Origin of the sequence: Streptomyces sp. NPDC006208, from assembly GCF_040613775.1 — a bacterium.
Taxonomy (GTDB): Bacteria; Actinomycetota; Actinomycetes; order Streptomycetales; family Streptomycetaceae; genus Streptomyces.
Genome location: NZ_JBEXSW010000074.1, coordinates 1 through 22744 on the forward strand (window position 1 = coordinate 1; position 22744 = coordinate 22744).

The window sequence follows — 22744 nt, forward strand, 5'->3', positions numbered from 1 at the left end:
ACTCACCCTCTCGGGCTTTCCTCCGGGCGCTTCCCTTCGGTCTTGCGTTTCCGACTCTATCAGACTCTTTCGTGTCCGATTCCCGGCCGGCGGGCCCCCTGCTAAGCAGGAGATTGTTTCCGCGCTTTCCAGTTCCACGCTTTCGCGTTTCCCTTTCGGCGCGGTCACTACGTTAGCCGATTTCCCTGGCGACTCATAATCGAGTCAATCAGGTCCGAATTTCGGCATGCCGAAATCGCACCCGTTCGGGTTCGTCGTGAGTAGTGGATGGCTGCTTCGGGATGCTGAACAGCAGGGCCCGGTTCAAGCGGCTCGGGCTACGTTAGGCGGCTGGGGTAACCGAGTCAAGTTGACCGGCGGCGTGGCGTATGAGCCCTGTAAGGGCTCACCGTCGGGTCCCCATCGATCCAGAAGCGCCAGGGGTGGTGCGCGCCGTCGCCGCCGACTCCGGTGCGGGGACCGGTGCGTACCTGGTCAGAGTTCGGGGGGTGACCGTAGAACAAGGAGAGCGGAGCGCCCGGGCCGGCACACAGGTCGGTCCCGTTCAAGGCACGGTCCACACCGAGCGCCGTGGCCAGGCGGGCGGGACCTTTGGCCAGATCCTTGTCATGACGGGCCGAGAATCGACGTTTGCGCGCGAGATCCGCGCCTACTCGGATCTCGCCGGCACGCAGCAGGATCCCGCTTGCCCGGCCCTCGGGGCCGCACACCACATTGAGGCAGTGCCACATCCCGTAGGTGAAGTAGACGTACGCGTGTCCGGGCGGACCGAACATCACTTCGTTGCGGCGGGTGCGACCACGGAAGGCATGCGAGCCGGGGTCGGCCTCCCCCGCATAGGCCTCCACCTCGGTGAGGCGGAGCTCGATGGGACCGTCGTCCGTGAGACGTGCCAGGGTGCAGCCGAGGAGCTCCGGGGCGACCTCGAGTACCGGGCGGTCGAAGAAGGCCCGGGGCAGGGGCGTACGGTCGGAGCTCTCGATCATCGCGTACGAGGGTAGTGGGGAACCGACTGTCGTCGTAACGCGTAAGTAGGGGTCAGGACCTAGAAGGAGTGGACATGGGCTTCAAGAAGCTGCTCGCGAGCCTGGGCGCCGGCGGCGCCTCCGTCGAGACGGTGCTCACCGAACAGAACGTCGTGCCGGGCGGTGTCGTCCAGGGCGAGGTGCGTATTCAGGGCGGCTCGGTCGATCAGCAGATCGAGGGGCTGTCCGTCGGTCTGCAGGCGCGTGTCGAGGTCGAAGGCGGTGACCAGGAGGTCAAGCAGGACATCGAGTTCACCAAGCTGCGGCTCGGCGGCGCGTTCGAGGTCAAGGCCGGTGCGGTGCATGTGGTGCCGTTCGGGCTGGAGATTCCCTGGGAGACGCCGGTCACGAGCATTCAGGGCCAGCAGCTGCGCGGGATGAACATCGGTGTGACCACCGAGCTGGAGATCGCGCGGGCCGTGGACTCGGGCGATCTCGACCCGATCAATGTGCACCCGCTGCCCTCGCAGCAGGCGATCCTGGACGCCTTCATTCAGCTGGGCTTCCGCTTCAAGAGCGCGGACATGGAGCGCGGTCACATCCGTGGCACGCGTCAGCGGCTGCCGTTCTACCAGGAGATCGAGTTCTTCCCGCCGCAGCAGTACCGCGGGCTGAACCAGGTCGAGCTGACGTTCGTCGCGGACAACCACGAGATGGACGTCATCCTGGAGATGGACAAGAAGCCGGGGCTGTTCAGCGAGAGCAGTGACTCGTACAAGGCATTCAAGGTGGGGCACCACGACTTCCAGTCGACCGACTGGGCGGCATACCTGAACCAGTGGCTCGCGGATGTCGGCGGGCGTCGCAACTGGCTCTAGGCTCCATTCGGCAGGACTCAAGCAGACAGCCGAATCGGAGGTTTTGACGTGACCGAGCTCAAGCGGCCGCCCCTTCCGCACGACTTCCATCCTGCGGTGCCGTCGTTCACGGTGGCGAGCGAGGACATCGAGCCGGGATCGGTGCTGAGGGACGCTCAGGTCCACGCGGCGGGCAACACCTCTCCCCAGCTGCGCTGGGAAGGCTTTCCTGCCGAGACCAAGAGCTTCGCGGTGACGTGCTTCGATCCGGACGCGCCGACCGGCAGCGGGTTCTGGCACTGGGTGCTCTTCGACATCCCGGCGTCGGTGACGGAACTGCCGGCAGGGGCGGGCAGCGGGAAGTTCGACGGGCTGCCCGCGGGCGCCGTCCATGCCCGTAACGACTACGGGTCGAAGGACTTCGGCGGTGCCGCTCCACCGGCCGGTGAGAACCACCGCTACGTGTTCACCGTGTACGCGGTGGACAGCGAGAAGCTCGGGCCCGGCGCGGATGCCTCGCCTGCGGTGGTGGGTTTCCATCTGCGCTTCCACGCGATCGCCCGTGCCCAGTTGATCGGCGAGTACGAGGGTCCCGCGTAGATCTGACTGTTCGCCTGGAGTTTGCCCTGCCCTGGTCTTGGAGAGATCAGGGCAGGGCAGTTTTGTTGCCGAGGCCTGGGGGTCACTCTCCTGGCAGGCACAGATATTGCGTTGTCCATCTCGGCGCGCCCGGCCAGAGTTGATCCGAGCCCGATGCCCGCCGACGGGGCCGGGCCGGCGAACGGAGGTGGGCGAGATGCGGGACACGCTGGTGCTGAATGCGAGCTTCGAGCCGCTGTCGACGGTGACTCTCAACCGTGCAGTGGTGCTGGTGCTCCAGGACAAGGCCGTTGTCGAGCAGGAGCACCCCGATCTCCGCATGCGTGCGGCTGCCGTGGATCTTCCGGTGCCCCGTGTGATCAGACTCTGCAGATACGTACGGGTGCCGTTCCGAAGACAGGCTCCGTGGTCGAGACGGGGGGTGCTGGTCAGGGACCAGCACCGGTGCGCCTACTGCGGCAGGCGCGCCACGACCGTGGACCATGTGGTGCCGAAGTCGCGCGGTGGTGCGGACAGCTGGCTGAACACGGTGGCCTCGTGCGCCGAGGACAACCACCGCAAGGCGGACCGTACGCCGGAGCAGGCCGGAATGCCGCTGCTGCACCAGCCGTTCGTGCCGTCGCCTGCCGACGCCATGCTGCTCGGGATGCGGTCGGGTGAGCGAGAGGCACTGCCTGAGTGGCTGGCCTCGCAGCCTGCCGCGTGACCCGTGCGAGAGCCCGCCTTCACCGGTGAACCGGTGAAGGCGGGCTCTCGTCTTTGTACGTGTCCCCTCGCCGTGATCAGCGCAGCACCAGCTGGACGATGGCGGCCGTGCCGACCACGACGATGAGCGTGCGCAGGACGGTGGGATGGAGCCTGCGGCCGACCTTGGCGCCGATCTGGCCGCCGATCGTGGAGCCGACGGCGATGAGGAGGACGGCCGTCCACTCGAAGTCCGCGACGAAGAGGAAGAAGAGCGCGGCGATGGTGTTGACGACAGCGGCAAGCACGTTCTTCACGGCGTTGAGGCGCTGCAGGGTGTCATCGATCAGCGTGCCCATCAGGGAGAGGTAGATGATGCCCTGGGCCGCCGTGAAGTAGCCGCCGTAGACGCTGGCGAGCAGCAGACCGCCGAACAGGAACGGGCCGCCGTCGGCGTGCCGGCTCGGGGTGCCGTTGCGGTCGCGGCGTTCCTGGACGGCCCTGGCCAGCCTCGGCTGGACGATCACCAGGACGAGGGCGAGAGCGACCAGTACGGGCACGATCGTCTCGAAGGCTGTCGACGGCAGCATCAGCAGGAGTATCGCCCCGCAGAGGCCGCCGATCGCTGCGGCGACACTGAGGCGCAGGACGCGGCGGCGCTGGCCCTTCAGCTCGGCGCGGTAGCCGATGGCGCCGCTGATGGAGCCGGGGATCAGGCCGAGTGCGTTGGACACGGTGGCCGTGACGGGTGGCAGCCCGGTGGCGAGCAGCACCGGAAAGGTGATCAGTGTGCCCGAGCCGACGATGGTGTTGATCGTGCCGGCTGCCGTACCCGCCACGAAGACCGCGAGCGCTTCCCAGATGGACAAGGCCATCTCCTCACATGTTCAGTTCGCCGCCTCCCCGCCATGAAGGTCGAGGGGCCGCACTGATCATGCACGACCGTGTGTACGCATCAGTCGATGGGGGGCTGCTCCCGGCGCTCCGTGCCGCCGCCCTGCTGCGGAATGTTGTTGCCGCCCAGCGGACCGCCGAAGTTGCCGAGAGCGCCGGAGAGGCCCTTGAGCGCGTCACCGATCTCGCTCGGAACGATCCAGAGCTTGTTGGCGTCGCCCTCGGCGATCTTCGGGAGCATCTGGAGATACTGGTACGAGAGGAGCTTCTGGTCGGGGTCTCCGGCGTGGATGGCCTCGAAGACCGTGCGCACGGCCTGGGCCTCGCCCTCGGCGCGCAGGGCGGCCGCCTTGGCCTCACCCTCGGCGCGCAGGATCGCGGACTGCTTCTCACCTTCGGCGGTGAGGATCTGCGACTGGCGGATACCTTCGGCGGTGAGGATCGCGGCGCGCTTGTCACGGTCGGCGCGCATCTGCTTCTCCATCGAGTCCTGGATGGAGGTGGGGGGTTCGATGGCCTTGAGTTCGACGCGGTTGACGCGGATGCCCCACTTGCCGGTGGCCTCGTCGAGGACGCCGCGCAGGGCGGCGTTGATCTCCTCGCGGGAGGTCAGGGTCCGCTCGAGGTCCATGCCGCCGATGATGTTCCGCAGGGTGGTGACGGTGAGCTGCTCGATGGCCTGGATGTAGCTGGCGACCTCGTAGGTCGCCGCGCGGGCGTCGGTCACCTGGTAGTAGATGACCGTGTCGATGTTGACGACCAGGTTGTCCTGGGTGATCACCGGCTGCGGCGGGAAGGGGACGACCTGCTCACGGAGGTCGATACGGTTGCGGATGGAGTCGATGAAGGGGACGACGATGTTCAGGCCCGCGTTGAGGGTGCGGGTGTAGCGGCCGAAGCGCTCGACGATGGCGGCGCTGGCCTGTGGGATGACCTGGATCGTCTTGATCAAGGCGATGAAGACCAGCACCACCAGAATGATCAGGACGATGATGATCGGTTGCATCGCGTTCCCTGTGCCCTTCGCTGCCGGGTGATTCCGATGATCGAGTTTCCCAGAACTCGGCCTGGGTTGTGGCGCGTTCGATGGGGTTGGGCTGGGGAGTCGGCCGAGCGGGACCCGAATCCCGGTCCAGGTCCGGTCACATGACGACGGCGGTCGCGCCGTCGATCTCGACGACATCGACCTGCTGGCCCTCTTCGTAGGTCATCGTCGTGTCGAAGGCACGGGCGGACCAGACCTCACCGGCGAGCTTGATGCGGCCGCCGTTGCCGTCGACCCGTTCCAGCACGACCGCCTGACGGCCCTTCAGCGCGTCGACCCCGCTCGCGAAGCGGGGGCTCTGGGCCCGGTGCCGGTTCGCGATCGGCCGTACGACGGCAATGAGAGCGACGGAGACCGCTGCGAAGACGAGCACTTGGGCCACCGTGCCTCCGCCGAGCGCCGCCACCACGGCCGCGGCCACCGCGCCGGCCGAGAACATGCCGAATTCCGGCATCGCCGTCAGCACGAGCGGTATGCCCAGCCCGACCGCGCCGATCAGCCACCACACCCATGCGTCGATGTCCACGTGGTCATGGTAGGTCCGCCGGTCGCGGTCCGGACAGGGGGCGAAGTCAGGTCAGTTGCAGCGGAGTTCGCGGTTCAGCCGAGCGGGAGGCCCTGGGCGGTCCAACGCTCGCCGTTGCGCTCGACGAGCAGCGGGAGGCCGAAGCAGAGCGAGAGGTTGCGGGAGGTCAGCTCCGTCTCCATCGGGCCGGCGGCGAGCACCTTGCCCTGGCGGATCATGAGGACATGGGTGAATCCGGCCGCGATCTCCTCGACATGGTGGGTGACCATGATCATCGAGGGGGCGTTCGGGTCACGGGCCAGCCGGCCGAGGCGGCGGACCAGGTCTTCGCGGCCGCCGAGGTCGAGACCGGCTGCCGGCTCGTCGAGGAGCAGCAGCTCGGGGTCGGTCATCATGGCGCGCGCGATCAGGGTGCGCTTGCGCTCGCCCTCGGAGAGGGTGCCGAACTTGCGGTCGAGGTACTCCGTCATGCCGAGGCGGTCGAGGAAGGCACGGGCGCGCTCCTCGTCGACGGCGTCATAGTCCTCGTGCCAGCTGGCGGTCATGCCGTACGCGGCGGTGAGCACGGTCTGCAGGACGGTCTGGTTCTTGGGGAGCTTCTCTGCCATGGCGATGCCGGCCACACCGATGCGCGGGCGGAGCTCGAAGACGTCGACGGCGCCGAGGCGCTCCCCGAGGACCTGCACCTCGCCCTTGGTCGGGAAGAGATAGCTGGAGGCGATATTGAGGAGGGTGGTCTTGCCGGCTCCGTTGGGTCCGAGAATGACCCAGCGCTCCCCCTCCTTGACCGACCAGGAGACGTCGTCCACCAGAGCGCGTCCGTCGCGGACCACGGATACGTCCACCAGCTCCAGTACATCGCTCATGAGCGCGTTGTCTCCCCATGCAATCGTCTTGAGGTGTTCGGGTGCATGTGTGCACCTGTGGGGTCAGCTCCCAGGGAAAACCTACGCCACTGGTCGAGTGCTCCCTTCCCCCGGTCCGGTCCCTAGGCTGGGTACATGCTTTCCGAACCACGCTCAGGACGGCTGGCCGCATGGGGAAATGCCCTGTTGGCCGGACTTGTATCCCCCGACGACGCGGTGCACGCGATCGTCGCCGACGACGCGGTGCACCGGGTGGAGGGCCTGCCGGGAGAGGCTGCGCCCGTCGGACTCACGCTGGCGCTGGGGCGGCTGCGGAGCCTCGGGGTGACCGGGTACCGGGTCGCGCTCCCGGCGCCCGGGCATCCGCTGGGGCTCTGCGGGCCGCCGGAGTTCAACGCTCGCGCCCTCGAGGCGGAGGAGGCCGTGGTCGCGACGGGCTCCGCGTTCGGGCTGGTGCCCGAGGTGTACGAGGCCGGGCCGGCGGGCGACCTTCATGTGGAGGTCGTCTGGCACTGCCTGCCCGTGCGTGAGGCTCAGCCCGCGGATGTGCCCTCGCTGAGCGAGGCGGAGCGGGAGCTGGCGGAGGCGCTGCGGGAGGCGACTGCCGCGCTGACGCGACTGGATGTCGCGGCGTCGGGGCCGGTGGCCGAGGCGGCGGTGGACGCGTACCGGGCCCGTGCGGCGCGGGGGCCCGGCGAGACACTCGCGCCGGGGTATCCGCCGCGTGCGGTACGGGTGTTGGAGCTCGCGCAGCGGATCGGGCTGCTGGTCTCGGTGGCGTACGAGAAGGGCCATGGGGGTGCGGTCAGTGCCTCCGAGATGGCGGCGCGGGGGGAGGCGCTTCGGCCGGTGGAGCGGGTGGCGCGTAGGGCCCAGGTGGCGGCGTACAACGCGTACGTGGAGGAGCGTGAGCGGGGGTGAGGTTCCCGGCCGGGCACGGGGTGGGGTGCCCGTGGCCGCGGTGGCCGGGTGGCTGAGCCTCGCGCTCGGGCCGGCGACGCCCGGGTGGCTGAGCCTGCGGTCCGGGCAGGGCGCGGTTGAGCCTGCGCCTCGGGCCGGCGCCGCCTCTCGGCCCGGTGCGGCACCGCCGCGGTGAGGCGGGGCCGTGCCGGCGGCAGGCGTCTACGCAAAAGCCCTTCGCGGCGCCGCCGTCCCTCTCCAGCCTGGCGGAAGTGGGAGGTGCGCGTCCGGCCCCGCCTGGACAGGGCCGGCGTCGGTACCGACGTCGCCCCCTTGCTCATCGAAGGTCACAGATGTCAGCAACGCCTCGTGCACGGCACGGACGCCGCCGTCGTGCCGTCGGCCGGGTTCCGGAACAGTCAGGCACCCCTGTCCCGGACCGGGCTGCGCCCCAGGTCCCGGGACGGACTTTGGACCGGCTGGATGTGCCGCTGCGCTTGCAAACCGGCCCGGCCTGCAAGCGACAGCAGAGCCACAATCCAGCCCCGTGGGGCCCGGACGAAGTCCGGGGGGAGCGTGAGGCGCGAGTCCGGGGCAGAGCCCGCCGGTGCGCCGTATCCCGCAGAAGCGGTGGCCCCACAGGATCCCACAGCACCCCGCAGGGGCGGCGCGCCCCCGCAGGGCCCAGGGCAGCGCCCTGGGATCGGGGGACGTCAGCCGTTGAAGCCCGCGTTGGCGAACGCCGGGTTCAGGAGGCCGACCACGTTCACCGTGTTGCCGACGACGTTCACCGGGACATGGACCGGGACCTGTACCAGGTTGCCGGAGGCAACACCCGGCGAGTGGACGGCCTCGCCATGAGCGTGGGCGCCACCGGTGGTGGCGGACGCCACTCCCGCGCCGGCAGCCACCAGGGACCCGGTGATCATCGTGAGCGCAGCGGCCTTCTTCAGATTCATCATCTTCGTCATCCTCCGTAACATCGCTGCGGCCTACTGCCGCAGCTCGCCATGGAGAACGGCGCGGAGCCGATCAGGATGCGCTGAACGGGTGACATACACCCGACAGTATGAATCTCCGATCGGAGCGTGACACTCCGCGTACCCCTTGGTCAGCTGGTCAGCCCGTGGCGGACCGCCCACAGCGCCGCCTGCGTGCGGTCCACCAGGTCGAGCTTCATCAGGATGTTCGAGACATGCGTCTTGACCGTCTTCTCGGACAGCACCAGCGCCCGGGCGATCTCCCGGTTGGACCGGCCGTCCGCGATCAGTCCGAGCACCTCCCGCTCCCGCTCGGTCAGCGTGCTGCCGCGGCCCGTGCTGCCCACCGGATCGTCGTCGGAGAGCAGCGCGCCTGCGATCTCCTGCTGCAGCAGGACATGCCCGGCATGCACGGAACGAATCGCACCCGCCAGCGCCTCGGGGTCGACGTCCTTGTACACGTATCCGGACGCGCCGGCGCGCAGCGCCGGAACGACGGTGCGCTTCTCGGTGAAGCTGGTGACGATCAGCACTTTGGCCGGGTTGGCCAGCTCACGCAGTTTGCGCAGGGCCTCGATACCGTCCATCCCGGGCATCTTCACGTCCATCAGGACGACATCCGGCCCGAGCTCCTCGGCGCGCGCGACACCCTCGGCCCCGTCCCCCGCCTCGCCGACGACCTCGATGTCGTCCTGGACCTCGAGGAAGGTGCGCAGCCCGCGGCGGACCACCTGATGGTCGTCGACCAACAGCACACGGATCGTCTTGTCAGCCACCGGGGACCTCCATCTCGATGGTGGTGCCCTTGCCGGGCGCCGATTCCACACTGAGCGTGCCGCCGACGCCACTCGCGCGGTCCCGCATGGACACGAGTCCGAGGTGGCGGCCCGCCCTGCGGACGGTCTTCGGCTCGAATCCCCTGCCGTTGTCGGTCACGCTGAGCACCGCCCCCTGTCCGCGGCGGACCAGGACCACGTCGACCTGGTCTGCCTCCGAGTGGCGCAGGGCATTGTGCAGCGCCTCCTGGGCGACGCGCAGGAGCGCCTCCTCCTGGGTCGCGGGCAGGGCCCGTATCGCACGGCTGTCGAAAGTGACCTTGGCCGTGTGAGCGCGGTCGAGGACCTGGATCTGGGTGCGCAGCGTGTCGACCAGGCCGTCCTCGTCGAGGGCGGCGGGGCGAAGCTCGACGACCGCCGCGCGCAGCTCGTCCGCGGCCTCCGCGGCGAGGGTCGCGACCTGTTGCAGCTCTCCCTTGGCCCGGCCCGGGTCGCGGTCGACCAGGGCCGCCGCGGCCTGGGCGGTCAGCCGCAGGGAGAAAAGCTTCTGGCTGACCGCGTCGTGCAGCTCGTGGGCGAGCCGGGAGCGCTCCTCGGCGATGGTGAGCTCACGGCTGCGCTCGTACAGCCTGGCGTTGGTCAGGGCGATCGCGGCGTGCTGGGCGAGGATCCCGAGCAGGTCCTCGTCGTCCTCGGTGAAGCCGCAGCCGCCCTCGGGCCGCGGGCAGCGCTTGTTGGCAAGGAACAGTGCGCCGATGATCTCGTCGCCGTCCTTGATCGGCAGTCCGAGGAAATCGGACATCTCGGGGTGGGCTGTCGGCCAGCCCTCGAAACGAGGGTCCTCGCGGACGTCGGCGAGCCGCTCGGGCCTCGCGTCGTGGAGCATCGAGGCGAGGATGCCGTGCTGGCGCGGGAGCGGCCCGATCGCCTTCCACTGGGCGTCGCTCACACCGTCGACGACGAACTGGGCGAAGCCGCCGTGGTCGTCGGGCACGCCGAGCGCCGCGTACTCGGCGTCCAGGAGCTCACGGGCGGAGGCCACGATCGTCTTCAGCACGTCGCGCACCTCGAGATGCCTGCTCATGGCGAGGAGCGCGGTGCTCACGGCGGCCAGGCCGGAGCTCGGTCGATGACTCATGAGCTCACGGTACCGGCGTGGGGTGACAGTCCGTATCGGCCTGGGGACGGCACCCGGCCGGGACTCGGGATGTAGGTCGAAGTGACGTGCCCGGTGGGGTCCCAGGCAGGAGGCGGGGTGCCGGGTCCCGTTCCTACGTTGGGTCCATCGACACGACGAGGGGATGGACATCATGCCGGTTGCGGTGATCACTGGGGCGTCCAAGGGGCTGGGGCGGGCGCTCGCCGCCGCCCTCGCACAGCAGGGCTGGGATCTGGTGCTGGGGGCCAGGACCGCGGACGTGTTGAAGGAGAGCGCGCAGCACGCCGGCGCTTTCGGGACCCAGGTGATCGCCGTGCCCGGGGATGTCACGGATGCCGGGCACCGCACCGAGCTGGTCGCCGCGGCCCGGGCGCTCGGTGGACTCGATCTGCTGGTGAGCAACGCGAGTGCACTGGGTGCGGAGCCGCTGGTGTCGCTGGAGGCGCTGCCGCTCGGGGGTCTGCGGACGGCGCTCGAGACCAATGTGGTGGCCGCGCTGGGTCTCGTGCAGGAGGCTCTGCCGCTGTTGCGGGCGTCGTCGGCCGGCACGGTCGTCACGGTCAGTTCGGACGCGGCGGCGGAGGCGTACGGGACCTGGGGCGGTTACGGAGCGTCCAAGGCAGCGCTCGACCAGCTGGCCGCGGTGCTCGCGGTGGAGGAGCCGGGGGTGCGGGTGTGGTCGGTGGACCCGGGGGACATGCAGACGGATCTGTACGCGGCCGCCGTGCCGGACGACGACGATCCGCGCCCGTCACCCGAGTCCGTGGCGCCGGGCTTTCTGCGGCTGCTCGAGCAGCGCCCGGCCAGTGGCCGGTACGCGGCTCAGGCTCTGCTGGGTACCCGGTGAGGCCGGTGCGGGAAGGAGGGGCCGTGCTGGACGCGCTCCGGGTGCCCGCCGAACTCTCGGCGCGGGAGCCGGCCGAGGTACGCGGGTCCGGGCGGGACGACGTACGGCTGCTGGTCTCCCAGGGGACCCGGGTGACCCATCACCGGTTCGCGGACCTGCCCGGGCAGCTTCGCGCCGGTGATGTCCTGGTGGTCAACACGTCGGCGACGCTGCCGGCCGCCGTCAGCGGGCGGGCCGCGGACGGCGGGGCGGTCGTCGTGCACTTCTCCACGCGGGACTGGAGGTCACCCGGGACGGAGTCCGGCGGCGGGCGGTGGGCGGTGGAGCTGCGCCGCCCGGACGGTGCGGGCAGCACCATGCCCAGGCCGGGCGGGCCGCGCGGTGCGGTGATACGGCTTCCCGGCGGCGCGCACCTGGTGCTGGACGAGCCGCTCACCCCCGGAGCGGACCGGCTGTGGTGGGCGTCGGTTTCGGTGGCGGTGCCAGGCCTGCTCCAGCGGTACGGCCGACCGATCCGGTACGGGTACACGGCGCAGGACCAGCCGTTGTCCGCGTATCAGACGGTGTTCGCGCTTCCTTCCCGCGACGGCTCGGGGTCGGCGGAGATGCCGAGCGCCGCGCGCCCGTTCACGGCGCGGCTGGTGGCGGAGCTGGTCAGCCGCGGTGTGCAGTTCGCGCCGCTGACGCTGCACACAGGGGTGGCGTCGGCGGAGGCGTACGAGCCGCCGTATCCGGAGCGCTTCGAGGTGCCTGCGGCAACGGCCTGGCTGGTGAACGCGGCGCGCGCAGGCGGGGGCCGCATCGTCGCGGTGGGGACGACGGCGGTGCGGGCGCTGGAGTCGTCGGTGGATGCGGAGGGTGTGGTGCGGGCGGCAGCGGGCTGGACGGATGTGGTGGTCACGCCGGGGCGCGGGGTACGCGCCGTGGACGGACTGCTGACCGGGCTGCACGAGCCGGAGGCGTCGCATCTGCTGATGCTGGAGGCGATCGCCGGAAGAGCGGCGCTGAGCTGCAGTTACAGGGAGGCCCTACGGCTCCGCTATCTGTGGCACGAGTTCGGGGACGTCCATCTGATCCTCCCCGACGAGGGCTGATTCAAAGGGATGAGGGCCTGGCAACCGGCCCTCACCCTATGAATTGCTTGAGCAACACATCGTGATTCGGTTTCACCCTCGATGTGAGCCCCCACATAGGACCCAGATCACTTACGAAGCCGGGTAGTGGACACATAAAGGCCATGTGAGCGGGAACAGGGCGACCAAATCGGACATTGCACCCGGCCTTGTCCACTAGCGCGGATAGTACGTCACACCTTTGCCACAGCTTTTTGCTGCCGCTAAGAATTGCCGACGTCGCTTCCGAAGAGCGCAGAGCCGAACCGGCCTGGAGCGACTTTCCGCTATTCGAAGAGGTACGTCTACATGTCCGCGTTCAACACCCCCGGCCTTCGTCGTCTGAAGACCCGCAAGGCTGCCGTCGCCGGTATTGCCGCCGCCGCCACCGCGGCGATTGCGATCTCGCTCGTTCCGGGCGACGCCGAGGCCAAGGTCGAGACCGAGGCACTGTCTGCGGCCCCCGTCGCGTGGAGCCTGGACGCCGCTGAGGCCTCCACCGTCCACAAGAGCATCGTCAACCAGCAGTCCGCCTTCGAGGCGCGCCTGGAGGCCACGCAGGCCAAGGCCAAGGCCGAAGCCGTTGCGAAGAAGGCTGCCGCCGCGAAGAAGGCCGCGGCGAAGGCCAAGGCCGAGGCCGCCGCGAAGAAGCGTGCGAAGGCGCAGGCGGCGAGCCGTGCCGCCGACCGCAAGCCGGTCTACGCCAACAACCTGGACGGCTGGATCCGCGAGGCCATGTCCATCATGAAGAAGCACGACATCCCGGGTTCCTACGAGGGCATCAAGCGCAACATCCTGCGCGAGTCCAGCGGTAACCCGCGCGCCATCAACAACTGGGACATCAACGCCCAGAACGGCATCCCCTCGAAGGGCCTGCTGCAGGTCATCCAGCCGACCTTCGACGCGTACCACATCCCCGGCACCGCCCGGGACCTGTACGACCCGGTCGCCAACATCGTTGCCGCCTGCAACTATGCCGCCGACCGGTACGGCTCCATGGACAACGTGAACAGCGCCTACTGACGGACGCTGCGACATGCCGAAAGGGCGCACCCCACGGGGTGCGCCCTTCGGCGTCGTCTCAGGACCGCGTCACTTGCGCATGACCTCGGGCTCGTGGCGGCGCAGCAGGCGCACGACCACGAAGCCGCAGATGACCCCGAGGCCGAACAGCACGCCCATGTCGACGGCCCACTGGCCGGCGGTGTGCTCCCACAGCTGGTCGACGTTTGCCCGGTCCCACGGCATGGCCACATTGAGCTCGGCCGTGGTGCCCAGCGCCGCCACCGCCCAGCGCGACGGCATCAGCCAGGCGACCTGCTCGATACCGGGGCTGTCGTACACCTGGAAGAGCACGCCGGTGAAGACGACCTGGACGATCGCGAACATCACCAGCAGCGGCATGGTCTTCTCGGCGGTCTTCACCAGCGCGGAGATGATCAGACCGAACATCATGCAGGTGAAGCCGAGAGTGCTGATGACCATGGTCATCTCGATCACCGGCGTGTCCGCGAAGATGACGCCTTCGCGGGGCAGCCTGTCCCGGGCACCGAATCCGATGGCGCAGATGACCGCACCCTGGAGTGCGGTGATCACACCGAGGACGATGACCTTCGACATCAGATACGCGGAGCGCGACAGGCCGGTGGCGCGTTCCCGCTCGTAGATGACGCGTTCCTTGATCAGCTCTCGTACCGAGTTCGCGGCGCCGGAGAAGCACGCGCCGACCGCCAGGATGAGCAGGATCGTGCCGACGTCCTTGTTCGTGAACCGCACCCGCGCAGGACCGAGGCCGAGGCCGGAGTCGGCGGGGATCACCGTGCTGACGATGCCGAGCACCGCGGGCAGGATGAACATCAGGCCGATGAAGCCCTTGTCGGACGCGATGACCGAGGAGTAGCGGCGGATCAGCGTCCACAGCTGGGAACCCCAGCTCTGCGGCTTCGGGGGTCGCATCTGCTGCGGCGGGGGCATGTGCACCGACTGCGCGGCGACGGCGTCGATGTCCGCGGCGTACATCTGGTAGTGCTGTGAGCCCTTCCAGCGGCCCGCCCAGTCGTAGTCGCGGTAGTTCTCGAACGCCGAGAAGACATCGGCCCAGGTGCTGTAGCCGAAGAAGTTGAGCGCTTCCTCCGGCGGGCCGAAGTACGCCACCGAGCCGCCGGGCGCCATGACGAGGAGCTTGTCGCACAGCGCCAGCTCGGCCACCGAGTGGGTGACCACGAGGACGGTTCGCCCGTCGTCGGCGAGTCCGCGCAGCAGCTGCATGACGTCGCGGTCCATGCCCGGGTCGAGGCCGGAGGTCGGCTCGTCCAGGAAGATCAGCGACGGCTTGGTGAGCAGCTCCAGGGCGACGGAGACGCGCTTGCGCTGACCACCGGAGAGGGAGGTGACCTTCTTCTCCTTGTGGATGTCCAGCTTCAGCTCGCGCAGGACCTCGTCGATACGGGCCGCACGCTCGGCCGCGGTGGTGTCCGCGGGGAAACGGAGCTTGGCCGCGTACGTGAGCGCCTTCCGGACCGTCAGCTCCTTGTGCAGGATGTCGTCCTGCGGGACCAGGCCGATGCGCTGACGCAGCTCGGCGAACTGCTTGTAGAGGCTCCGGTTGTCGTACAGGACATCGCCCTGGTTGGCGGGCCGATAGCCGGTGAGCGCCTTGAGCAGGGTGGACTTGCCCGAGCCCGAGGGGCCGATGACACCGATGAGCGACTTCTCCGGCACGCCGAAGGAGACGTCCCGGAGGATCTGCTTGCCGCCGTCGACGGTCACGGTCAGATGGCGGGCGGAGAAGGAGATCTCGCCGGTGTCGACGAACTCCTCGAGCCGGTCGCCGACGAGCCTGAAGGTGGAGTGACCGACACCGACAATGTCGTTCGGACCGATGAGCACCGTGGACGACTTGGCTATCGGCTGACCGTTGACGAAGGTGCCGTTGTGGGATCCGAGGTCGCGGATCTCGAACCGTCCGTCGGGCGTCGCCACGAACTCGGCGTGGTGGCGCGAGACCTGGAGGTCGGAGACGACCAGCTCGTTCTCGAGCGCACGGCCGATGCGCATCACCCGGCCGAGGGCGAGCTGGTGGAACGTGGTCGGGCTGCGGTCCCCGTAGACGGGCGGTGCCCCCGCGGCACCGCCCGCGCCCTGCCCCTGCCCCTGCTTGTGCGGGGAGTGCTGCTGCGGGACCTGCGCCCGCGGCGCATCGTGGGGCTGCTGCGGGGCCGGGGCCTGAGGCCAGCCCTGCGGGGCGGCGGCCTGGGCCTGCTGCGCGGGAGCATGCTGAGGCGCGGCGCCCTGGGCGCTGAACGCGCCCGCTCCCGCGCCGGCCGCGGCGGAGAGATTCAGCCGGGGGCCGTCAGTGGCGTTGCCGAGATGCACGGCCGAGCCGGGGCCGATCTCCAGCTGGTGGATCCGCTGGCCCTGTACGTACGTGCCGTTGGTGCTCCCATGGTCCTCGATGACCCAACTGCGGCCACCCCAGCTGATGGTGGCATGGCGCCACGAGACCCTGGCGTCGTCGATCACCAGATCGCCCTGCGGATCGCGTCCGAGGGTGTATGACCTGGACGGATCGAGGGTCCAGGTCCTTCCGTTCAATTCCAGTACGAGTTCCGGCACTCCATGCCCCACTAGTTGTCCCCCGAGCTACCCCCATCGCAGGGAGTCTAGGGATGGTGAACATCGTGAGGAACTATTTCAGGCCCGGTCCCGTATCCGAAAGTCGGGCCTTGCCAAGACGCCTTGGGAGGTGGGCGTTGACGGCGGATAAACGCGCCCGGAGAGTGGTAAGCACCCATGAGTGCATACGGATCATGCGTGATGGGGGCAACTGGGTCGAACCCAGCAGGGATCGGGGGGGGTCCTCATGGGCTCGGGTGGCAGGCACGAGGGGACGGCGTGGGGCGAGGTGGCGCTGACCTCCGTCGCCGCGGTGAGCTGGTCCCTGGTCGGCATGGCGGCTGCGGCGGCGGCCGGACTCCATCTGCTGGGGGCGGACGCGGCAGGGGCGTTGGGGCCCATGACCGCGGCGGTGGTGGTGCTGGCGATCGGCGGATCGGTCACTCCGGCAGGCGATGTGTCCGCGTACGGGCTGGATGACGCAGAGATGGACACCGCCATCGACGTCATGTCGATGGGGGTCGGTCTGTTCGGGGCTCTGCTCCTTGCGTACTTCTTCCTGCGCTCGCTGCGGGGCGCGGGGGCGTACATCCCGGTGAGCGAACTCGCCGTGCGGGCTTCGGGAGTTGTGGCGCTGTTCGTCGCGATGACCGGCCTTCTGGCATGGGCAGGTCACGACGTCATCACAATCGACGGTGCGCGGTGGGGACTCGGCCGGGATCTGCCCGACATCGGGGACACGGGTCTCGGCGGTATCGACGGCCTCCTGCCCGACCGGCTGGGGGACCTGGCACGGACCCGTGCCGCGGTCGGCTTCGCCGTGGACACCGGACGGTCGCTCACAGGGGCGCTGGTGTGGGTGGTCGGTGTGCTGACGATCGCGTATCTCGCCTCGCCGCGTACGCCGTTGCCGCGCGGCGCCGGCTGGGAGGCGGTACGCAGCCGGGTGCGTCCGGCCGCGTCCGCCCTGGTGGCCGCGGCGCTCGCCGCCGTCTTCGCCGGTTACGCGGCGGCTGCGTACGCGGCGGCCGGCGACGACCACCCGCGGCGCATAGCGGGGGCGGCGCTGCTCGGCGCGCCCAACGGGGCGTGGCTCGGGCTTCCGCTCGGTCTGTTCGTCCCGTGGGAGGGCACCGCGACAGGTCCACTGGCGCAGGTGCTGCCGGATCCGGTGGACGAGCTGCTGAGGGGCCCTGGCGAGCGGCCGGTCACGATGGGCGCCCTGGCCGAGCTGGACGGGCGCGTGTGGCTGCTGACGGCCGGGGCGGCGGCACTGATGCTGTACGCGGGGGTGCTCACGGCGGCCCGGACCCCCGCGGAGCCGGACCGCCGAACGGGCGCGAGCGCTTTCGCCGTGCGGTGTGCGCTGCGGCTCGGGGCGGCGACGGCGCTCGCGTTCGCACTGCTGGTGCGGTTGACCGGCCTCTCGGCGGACGCGTCGCTGTCGGTGCTGGGCATCGACGCCTTCGACGCGGGCCTCGAGCTGCACGGCGACGTGGGCATGGCGTTGGCCCTGGGGGCGGCATGGGGCGCTGCGGCAGGGGCGGCGGGCGCGCTGCTGGTGTACGGGACACGGGGTGGTCCGCGGCCGGTGCGGAGCGTCCAGGAGGGGCCGGGCCCGTACCACCCGGCGGCGCCGTACCGGCCGCCGAACCCGGACACGAACCCCTATCTGCGACTTCCGCAGGACCTCCAGGACGCAACGACGCTGCCACCACCGCCTTCCGCGGCCCCGCCTCCGCGACGCGACGGCCGCGGCCCTCATCGGCCGGACGCCGAGTCCGGGTAGGGCGGCATTCAGCGGGCCCGGGCGATCGGAGGTCCGAAGGATGACATCCGCCCTGGCGGTGACGCTGGGCCCCCGTCCGTGACGCTCGGCCTCGCAGGTGTCCGGCCCGCGGGACAGGGCGTCTCATCCGGGACGGCGCCCGATACGGTGGTATCACCATGAGCGCATCGCAGCCCCTTCACAACGCCGACGTCCCCACCCTCCTCGTCAAGATCTTCGGGAAGGACCGTCCCGGGATCACCGCCGGGCTCTTCGACACCCTCGCCGCATGGTCCGTCGATGTGGTCGACATCGAGCAGGTCGTCTCGCGAGGCCGTCTCGTGCTGTGCGTGCTCGTCACCTCGCCGGCCGGCGACAAAGCCGCCGAGGGCGAGTTGCGGGCCACCGTGCACAGCTGGGCCGAGTCCCTCAAGCTTCAGGCCGAGATCATCTCCGGCCACGGCGACAACCGGCCCCGCGGCAGCGGACGTTCCCATGTCACGGTGCTCGGGCATCCGCTCACCGCCGAGTCCACAGCTGCCATAGCGGCGAGGATCGCGGGCGTGGGCGGCAATATCGACCGTATCTTCCGGCTCGCGAAGTATCCCGTCACCGCCGTGGAGTTCGCGGTGTCCGGTGTGGAGACCGAGCCGCTGCGCACCGCGCTGGCCACCGAGGCCCATGAGATCGGTGTCGATGTGGCCGTCGTGTCCGCGGGTCTGCACCGCCGGGCGCAGCGCCTGGTCGTCATGGATGTGGATTCGACGCTCATCCAGGACGAGGTCATCGAACTCTTCGCCGCGCACGCCGGATGCGAGGACAAGGTCGCCGAGGTCACTGCTGCCGCGATGCGTGGCGAACTGGACTTCGAGCAGTCGCTGCATGCGCGCGTGGCGCTGCTGGAGGGGCTGGACGCCTCGGTCGTGGACAAGGTGCGCAGCGAGGTGCGGCTCACCCCGGGTGCCCGCACCCTGATCCGTACCCTCAAGCGGCTCGGCTACCAAGTGGGCGTGGTGTCGGGCGGGTTCACCCAGGTCACCGATGACCTCAAGGAGCGGCTCGGACTCGACTTCGCCTCGGCGAACACGCTGGAGATCAAGGACGGCAAGCTCACCGGCCGGGTCATCGGCGAGGTCGTGGACCGCGCGGGCAAGGCGCGGCTGATGCGCCGGTTCGCCGCCGAGGCCGGGGTTCCGCTCGCGCAGACGGTCGCGATCGGCGACGGCGCGAACGATCTGGACATGCTGAACGCGGCCGGTCTCGGGGTGGCCTTCAACGCCAAGCCCGTCGTCCGCCGCGCCGCTCACACCGCGGTCAATGTGCCGTTCCTGGACACGGTGCTGTACCTGCTGGGCATCACCCGTGAAGAGGTCGAAGCCGCCGACGGGGACGGCGAGGAGCACTGACGAGCCCGGCCTGGCGAGGTCCCGGCGCGGCGCGCCGGGGCCTCGGTCCTCTCCGGTCCGGTTCCGCCGGGGGCCGGTCCCTCGAAGGCCGGTCCGCGGGAATCCGGTCAGTCGTGCGGCGTCCAGTAGTCGAGCAGCCTGCCCACGCCGTGCTCGACCGACTTCCATGACCCCTCGAACGACAGGACGGCGAACGCCGAGGCCGGGAAGCCGTCCCTGGTCATCCGGGCCAGCGCGTCGCCCTCGGCCCTGCCCGCGAGCGCGTCGGCGAGGGCGTGCATGCCGGGGTTGTGGCCGATCACCAGGAGGTCGTTCACCTCGTCGGAGACCTCGTTGAGCAGCGCGATCAGGTCGCCGAGCGAAGCCTCGTACAGGCGCTCCTCGTACACCGTCCTCGGGCGGTGGGGCAGCTCGTGCACCGCGAGCTTCCAGGTCTCACGGGTTCTGCTCGCGGTCGAGCAGAGAGCCAGGTCGAAGGCGATTCCGGTCTCGGCGAGCCGGCGTCCGGCCACCGGGGCGTCCATGCGCCCGCGCTCGGCGAGCGGGCGCTCATGATCGGCCACCTGGGGCCAGTCCGCCTTCGCATGCCTGAGGAGAACGATCCTGCGGGACTCGGGAGGTCCGGGGGATGTCCCCCCGGAAGACACAGCGGCGCTCATGAACCCCAGCTTCGCATGAATTGAGCCAACAGGCGCAGGGGGTTGACGCGCTCCCCCGTCACGGGTGAATGCCGCGGAGCCCTCATCGGCTCACCCGGCGAGGGCCTGCTGGACACGCTGGATGAACGCGCCGACGGCTGGTTCACCGGGGGCGGCGTGGGCGTCGCCCGGGCCGGCTATCAGCATCAGGAGCGCGCAGAAGGCGAGCACGGGGAGCGCGAGCGCCCACCAGGGCAGCCGGACCCCGACGCCCGATGCCTTGGCGCGGGACGGCGTGTGCATGTGGGCCGACATGGCCGCCTCCGTAGGTCTGCGGTCGAGTACCTCAAACGTACGGATCATGGGAGGCCCGGCCCATCCGGTGAGCCACCCACTTCACCCTGACCCTGACCCCCTAGGGGATGGGGGTGCAGGCCCCAGGTGAGGGTGGTGCCGGCCCCACCCTCACGGTGTCACGGTGACGCGACGGAGGCGATGATCCCGATGATCACGCCGATCAGCAGCATCGCGCCGAGCACCGTGAGGAGCTTCTTCTGGCCGTTCGGGGGGTTCGGGTCGAGCACAGGCATGGGACCAGTCTCGCATCTCAGAATTCGTCCTCGACCGTCCGGTCCCGCCCTGCCAGGATCCCCACCGCGATCTGGGGCACGATCAGAGCCGCCATCAGGCCGATCGGCAGCTCCCAGCCGCCGCTGTGCTGGTAGAGCACACCCACCAGCAGCGGGCCCGGGATGGCGATCAGATAGCCGGTGGACTGGGCGAACGCCGACAGCCGTGCAACTCCGGCGCCTGAGCGCGAACGCATGCCGATCATGGTGAGAGCGAGCGGGAACGCACAGTTCGAGACGCCCAGCAGCAGTGCCCAGGCCCAGGCGCCGGCCGCCGGGGCGAGCAGCAGGCCCAGGTAGCCGGTCAGCCCGGACAGGCCGAGGGCCACGACGATCGGGCCCTGGTTGCGCATGCGGGTGGCCAGCCGGGGGATGACGAAGGCGAGCGGTACGCCCATCACCATGGTCACGGCGAGCAGCACCCCGGCGGTGCCCGCCGAGACGCCCGCGTCGCGGAAGATCTGCGGCATCCAGCCCATCGTGATGTACGCGCCGGTCGCCTGGAGCCCGAAGAAGCAGGCAAGCGCCCAGGCGGTCGGGCTGCGCCTGATGCGGGGTGCGGACGCGGATGCGGATGCGTCCGCCGTGCTCCGGCCGGCGACTCCCCGGTCCTGCTCCCGGCCCTGCTCCCGGTTCCGCACCAGGCCGACCCACGGCAGTACGGCCAGCGCCGCGAGCCCCGCCCACACCGCGAGCCCGACGCGCCAACTGCCGCCCAGCGCCTCTGTCATGGGCACGGTCGCGGCAGCCGCGACCGAGGTGCCGAGCGCCAGGGCCATGGAGTAGAGCCCGGTCATCGCGCCGAGCCGGTCGGGAAAGTACCGCTTGACGATCACCGGCATCAGCACGTTGCTCACGGCGATGCCCATCAGGGCGAGTGCGCTCGCGGCGAGGAAGGACGCGGTACCGCCGGTGAAGGGACGCACGGCAAGCCCGGTGGCGATCGCCGCCATACCTGCGCAGACGACCGCTGCGGGCCCGAAGCGGCGGGCGAGCCTCGGCGCCGCGATCCCGAAGACCGCGAAGCAGAGCGGCGGCACGGACGTGAGCAGACCGGCCACGCTGCCGCTCATGTGCAGGCCCGCCCGCGCCTCCTCGAGCAGCGCGCCGAGGCTGGTGATGGCGGGGCGCAGATTGAGCGCGGCGAGGACGATGCCGGTGACGACGAGCCGAGTGATCCACATCGAGGGCCACGGAGCGGCAGAATCCACAGCAGGGGCCGTGGCGGCGGTGCCCCGGGTCCGGTTGTCGTCCAGGGTCTGGGTCTCGTCGGCCATGGAACCATCATAGAATCATGGGATGATTGGTTGTCCAATCCCGTACGGACTCCGGCTCCGACGCACGGACGGCCTTCACGACAAGGAGCACCATGGCGCTGTCCACACCCCGGCGTTCCGCGCTCTCCGACCAGGTGATCGCGCAGCTGCGCAACCAGATCACCTCGGGCGAGTGGCCGGTGGGTTCACGGATCCCCACCGAACCCGAGCTCGTCGAGCAGCTCGGCGTCGCCCGCAACACCGTCCGTGAGGCGGTGCGCGCTCTCGCCCACAACGGGCTGCTGGACATCCGGCAAGGGTCGGGCACGTACGTCGTGGCCACCAGCGAGCTGGCCGGTGTCATGCACCGCCGGTTCGCCGACGCCGATCCGCGCCACATCGCCGAGCTGCGCTCCACGCTCGAGTCGTCCGCCGCGCGGCTGGCCGCGGAGCGCCGCACGGCACGGGACCTCACACAGCTCGACACGCTGCTCGCCCGCCGCGAGGAGGCCTGGGAGTCGGGCGACGCCGAGCGGTTCGTCGCGGCCGACGCCACCTTCCATCTGGCCGTGGTCGCCGCCTCGCACAACGACGTACTGACCGAGCTGTACGCGGACCTCGGAGATCTGCTGCGCGACTGGCTGCGCGACGACGTCGGCGAGGAGCTGCGCCCGGAGCACCATATGGACCATGCGCGGATGGTGGAGGCGATCCGCGCCGGCGACGGTGACGCGGCGGCCGCGGAGGCAGCAGGCTATCCGTTCATGTGCCTGCGCCGTCCGGCCGGGGCTGGTGGCTGATCCAGACCGCGCCGATCTCCTTCCAGCACCGTTCGGTGAGCTCCGCATAGCCGGCCGGCCTGACCGCCACCGGGGTGGTGTCCGCGTCGACGTCCCACCAGCGGGCGCATTCGACGTGCAGTCGGACGAAGTCGGTGTCGGGATAGGGATTGTGGCAGTAGGCGATGACACTCGAGCCGTCGACGACGGTGCGGCAGTTGGCCTGGTACGTGGGCGGCTGATCGCGTTGCGGGGCCTGCGGGCGCGGCTGGGAAACGGCCGGTGTCGCCCAGAGCAGGAGCGTCGCTGTGGCGAGGACGGAGGTTGAACGCCGGTTCGTACGCACAAGCAGGACCTCCTCGGCCGAACGGCGGCCGAGAGGCCGCGGCTGCACCACAAGGAAGAGTTGCTCCTCCAGCGTCGCTTCTCCCGGGGCGCGCCG

Annotated in this window: 24 protein-coding genes; 10 read left to right on the forward strand and 14 right to left on the reverse strand. The window is 70.0% G+C overall.

What is annotated here, in order from left to right; genetic code table 11:
- Positions 1–344: 344 nt before the first annotated feature.
- On the reverse strand, positions 345–986 hold the full coding sequence (locus tag ABZ208_RS36610) for a DNA-3-methyladenine glycosylase (RefSeq protein ID WP_356913778.1): 642 nt from the start codon (positions 984–986) through the stop codon (positions 345–347).
- Between the two features lie 74 nt (positions 987–1060).
- Here ABZ208_RS36610 and ABZ208_RS36615 point away from each other — a divergent pair, with 74 nt between their 5' ends.
- From ABZ208_RS36615 to ABZ208_RS36625, 3 genes are all read left to right on the forward strand, one after another.
- The gene (locus ABZ208_RS36615) at positions 1061–1843 is read left to right on the forward strand and encodes a sporulation protein (protein WP_356913779.1); all 783 of its coding nucleotides are present in this window, start codon (positions 1061–1063) and stop codon (positions 1841–1843) included.
- 48 nt (positions 1844–1891) lie between these two features.
- Entirely contained in the window at positions 1892–2422 is a 531-nt protein-coding gene (locus ABZ208_RS36620) for a YbhB/YbcL family Raf kinase inhibitor-like protein (RefSeq protein WP_356913780.1), read from the forward strand.
- Positions 2423–2618: 196 nt separating this feature from the next.
- The gene (locus tag ABZ208_RS36625) at positions 2619–3128 is read left to right on the forward strand and encodes an HNH endonuclease (RefSeq protein WP_328402237.1); all 510 of its coding nucleotides are present in this window, start codon (positions 2619–2621) and stop codon (positions 3126–3128) included.
- A 76-nt stretch (positions 3129–3204) separates the two neighbouring features.
- Here ABZ208_RS36625 and ABZ208_RS36630 read toward each other — a convergent pair whose 3' ends face one another.
- The 4 genes from ABZ208_RS36630 to ABZ208_RS36645 all read right to left on the reverse strand — a co-directional run bounded on the left by ABZ208_RS36630 (position 3205) and on the right by ABZ208_RS36645 (position 6437).
- Positions 3205–3975: a sulfite exporter TauE/SafE family protein gene (locus ABZ208_RS36630; RefSeq protein ID WP_356913781.1), complete on the reverse strand. Its 771-nt coding sequence runs from the start codon at positions 3973–3975 to the stop codon at positions 3205–3207.
- A gap of 86 nt (positions 3976–4061) precedes the next feature.
- Positions 4062–5006 carry an SPFH domain-containing protein gene (locus ABZ208_RS36635; RefSeq protein ID WP_356913782.1) on the reverse strand — a complete coding sequence of 315 codons (945 nt, stop codon included), beginning with the start codon at positions 5004–5006 and terminating at the stop codon, positions 4062–4064.
- A gap of 136 nt (positions 5007–5142) precedes the next feature.
- Complete coding sequence (locus tag ABZ208_RS36640; RefSeq protein WP_328402231.1) at positions 5143–5571, reverse strand: NfeD family protein; 429 nt, start codon at positions 5569–5571, stop codon at positions 5143–5145.
- Between the two features lie 74 nt (positions 5572–5645).
- Positions 5646–6437, reverse strand: a complete 792-nt coding sequence (locus tag ABZ208_RS36645; RefSeq protein WP_356913783.1) for an ABC transporter ATP-binding protein — start codon at positions 6435–6437, stop codon at positions 5646–5648.
- 135 nt (positions 6438–6572) lie between these two features.
- Between ABZ208_RS36645 and ABZ208_RS36650 the strand changes: the two genes are divergently transcribed.
- On the forward strand, positions 6573–7358 hold the full coding sequence (locus ABZ208_RS36650; protein WP_356913784.1) for a hypothetical protein: 786 nt from the start codon (positions 6573–6575) through the stop codon (positions 7356–7358).
- A gap of 692 nt (positions 7359–8050) precedes the next feature.
- On the opposite strand, the gene ABZ208_RS36655 is transcribed toward ABZ208_RS36650, so the two are convergent.
- The 3 genes from ABZ208_RS36655 to ABZ208_RS36665 all read right to left on the reverse strand — a co-directional run bounded on the left by ABZ208_RS36655 (position 8051) and on the right by ABZ208_RS36665 (position 10231).
- A complete protein-coding gene (locus tag ABZ208_RS36655) occupies positions 8051–8299 on the reverse strand; it encodes a chaplin family protein (protein ID WP_356913800.1) in 249 nt (82 codons plus the stop codon).
- A 149-nt stretch (positions 8300–8448) separates the two neighbouring features.
- Positions 8449–9093 carry a response regulator transcription factor gene (locus ABZ208_RS36660; protein ID WP_356913785.1) on the reverse strand — a complete coding sequence of 215 codons (645 nt, stop codon included), beginning with the start codon at positions 9091–9093 and terminating at the stop codon, positions 8449–8451.
- The gene (locus ABZ208_RS36665; protein ID WP_356913786.1) at positions 9086–10231 is read right to left on the reverse strand and encodes a GAF domain-containing sensor histidine kinase; all 1146 of its coding nucleotides are present in this window, start codon (positions 10229–10231) and stop codon (positions 9086–9088) included. Before ABZ208_RS36665 ends, ABZ208_RS36660 begins: the two co-directional genes overlap by 8 nt.
- A gap of 172 nt (positions 10232–10403) precedes the next feature.
- On the opposite strand from ABZ208_RS36665, the gene ABZ208_RS36670 reads away from it, so the two are divergent.
- The 3 genes from ABZ208_RS36670 (at position 10404) to ABZ208_RS36680 (ending at position 13234) form a co-directional block, all read left to right on the forward strand.
- Positions 10404–11099 (forward strand): SDR family oxidoreductase, encoded by a 696-nt coding sequence (locus ABZ208_RS36670; RefSeq protein ID WP_356913801.1) that lies wholly within the window; start codon positions 10404–10406, stop codon positions 11097–11099.
- On the forward strand, positions 11096–12193 hold the full coding sequence (locus ABZ208_RS36675) for an S-adenosylmethionine:tRNA ribosyltransferase-isomerase (protein ID WP_356913787.1): 1098 nt from the start codon (positions 11096–11098) through the stop codon (positions 12191–12193). The genes ABZ208_RS36670 and ABZ208_RS36675 overlap by 4 nt, the downstream gene beginning before the upstream one ends.
- Before the next feature lie 327 nt (positions 12194–12520).
- Positions 12521–13234, forward strand: coding sequence for a transglycosylase SLT domain-containing protein (locus ABZ208_RS36680; protein ID WP_356913788.1), 714 nt, complete (start codon positions 12521–12523; stop codon positions 13232–13234).
- A 69-nt stretch (positions 13235–13303) separates the two neighbouring features.
- Here the strand turns inward: ABZ208_RS36680 and ABZ208_RS36685 are convergent, their stop codons facing one another.
- Positions 13304–15826, reverse strand: a complete 2523-nt coding sequence (locus ABZ208_RS36685) for an FHA domain-containing protein (protein WP_356913789.1) — start codon at positions 15824–15826, stop codon at positions 13304–13306.
- Positions 15827–16073: 247 nt separating this feature from the next.
- On the opposite strand from ABZ208_RS36685, the gene ABZ208_RS36690 reads away from it, so the two are divergent.
- Positions 16074–17615 (forward strand): streptophobe family protein, encoded by a 1542-nt coding sequence (locus ABZ208_RS36690; RefSeq protein ID WP_356913790.1) that lies wholly within the window; start codon positions 16074–16076, stop codon positions 17613–17615.
- 158 nt (positions 17616–17773) lie between these two features.
- Positions 17774–19000: a phosphoserine phosphatase SerB gene (serB, locus tag ABZ208_RS36695; protein ID WP_356913791.1), complete on the forward strand. Its 1227-nt coding sequence runs from the start codon at positions 17774–17776 to the stop codon at positions 18998–19000.
- A 107-nt stretch (positions 19001–19107) separates the two neighbouring features.
- On the opposite strand, the gene ABZ208_RS36700 is transcribed toward serB, so the two are convergent.
- From ABZ208_RS36700 to ABZ208_RS36715, 4 genes are all read right to left on the reverse strand, one after another.
- The gene (locus tag ABZ208_RS36700; RefSeq protein ID WP_356913792.1) at positions 19108–19659 is read right to left on the reverse strand and encodes a histidine phosphatase family protein; all 552 of its coding nucleotides are present in this window, start codon (positions 19657–19659) and stop codon (positions 19108–19110) included.
- Between the two features lie 90 nt (positions 19660–19749).
- Positions 19750–19953, reverse strand: coding sequence for a hypothetical protein (locus ABZ208_RS36705; RefSeq protein ID WP_356913802.1), 204 nt, complete (start codon positions 19951–19953; stop codon positions 19750–19752).
- A gap of 158 nt (positions 19954–20111) precedes the next feature.
- Positions 20112–20228, reverse strand: a complete 117-nt coding sequence (locus ABZ208_RS36710; RefSeq protein ID WP_356913793.1) for an SGM_5486 family transporter-associated protein — start codon at positions 20226–20228, stop codon at positions 20112–20114.
- 17 nt (positions 20229–20245) lie between these two features.
- Positions 20246–21544: an MFS transporter gene (locus ABZ208_RS36715; protein ID WP_356913794.1), complete on the reverse strand. Its 1299-nt coding sequence runs from the start codon at positions 21542–21544 to the stop codon at positions 20246–20248.
- 92 nt (positions 21545–21636) lie between these two features.
- On the opposite strand from ABZ208_RS36715, the gene ABZ208_RS36720 reads away from it, so the two are divergent.
- The gene (locus ABZ208_RS36720; protein WP_356913795.1) at positions 21637–22323 is read left to right on the forward strand and encodes a FadR/GntR family transcriptional regulator; all 687 of its coding nucleotides are present in this window, start codon (positions 21637–21639) and stop codon (positions 22321–22323) included.
- Here the strand turns inward: ABZ208_RS36720 and ABZ208_RS36725 are convergent.
- A complete protein-coding gene (locus ABZ208_RS36725) occupies positions 22286–22648 on the reverse strand; it encodes a hypothetical protein (RefSeq protein ID WP_356913796.1) in 363 nt (120 codons plus the stop codon). The genes ABZ208_RS36720 and ABZ208_RS36725 overlap by 38 nt on opposite strands.
- Positions 22649–22744 lie beyond the last annotated feature (96 nt).